The organism is Cupriavidus sp. KB_39 (genome assembly GCF_052114485.1).
Taxonomy (GTDB): domain Bacteria; phylum Pseudomonadota; class Gammaproteobacteria; order Burkholderiales; family Burkholderiaceae; genus Cupriavidus.
In genome coordinates this window covers 1-552 of the sequence record NZ_JBFREV010000176.1, presented here as the reverse complement: position 1 = coordinate 552, position 552 = coordinate 1, and the positions used below count along the sequence as shown (strand labels likewise).

Genomic DNA, 552 nt, shown 5'->3' with positions numbered 1-552 from the left:
CCTCAAGGGCGTGGCCCCACCCCACGTCACCCTGAACCAGATCTTCGCCGGCATGCTGCCGTTCATGGCGATCCAGATCCTGGCGTTGGCGCTGCTCTATATCTTCCCGGGGATTGGTCTGTGGCTGCCGCAGGTGTTGTATCGGTAGGGGGTGATCGCAATTTCCTTGTTCCTGAGCGGAGTTGCGCCATCTCAATAGTGCGCTGGCGCTGGGTCGGTAGCGTCGGGCCTCTCTTTTCATGGGGGGAATCCGATGGCTCAGGCAGACGAGATGGACGGCTTGCGCGTGGTCATGAGCGCGCCGCAACTGGCGGCGGTGCTGGCGCACCGRTCGATCAGTCCTACGGAGATGATGTCCAACCGCCTATGGGGCGGGCTGGACATCGTCGGCGGCGTGCTGGAAATGGTGGGTGCCGGGGTGCTGTGCATTGCGCCGGAACCGACTGGCGTGACGAAAGCTGGCTGTATCGCGTTCGGCATGCATGGCGCGGACACGGCCTGGCGCGGCATGCGACAAGCCTGGACCGGGCACGACACTGCAACACTGACTCA

At 63.9% G+C, this 552-nt stretch carries 1 pseudogene; it reads left to right on the top strand.

The window, feature by feature from the left end:
* Positions 1-253: 253 nt before the first annotated feature.
* Positions 254-552: pseudogene (locus AB4Z27_RS29375) on the top strand (RNase A-like domain-containing protein); the annotation flags it as partial.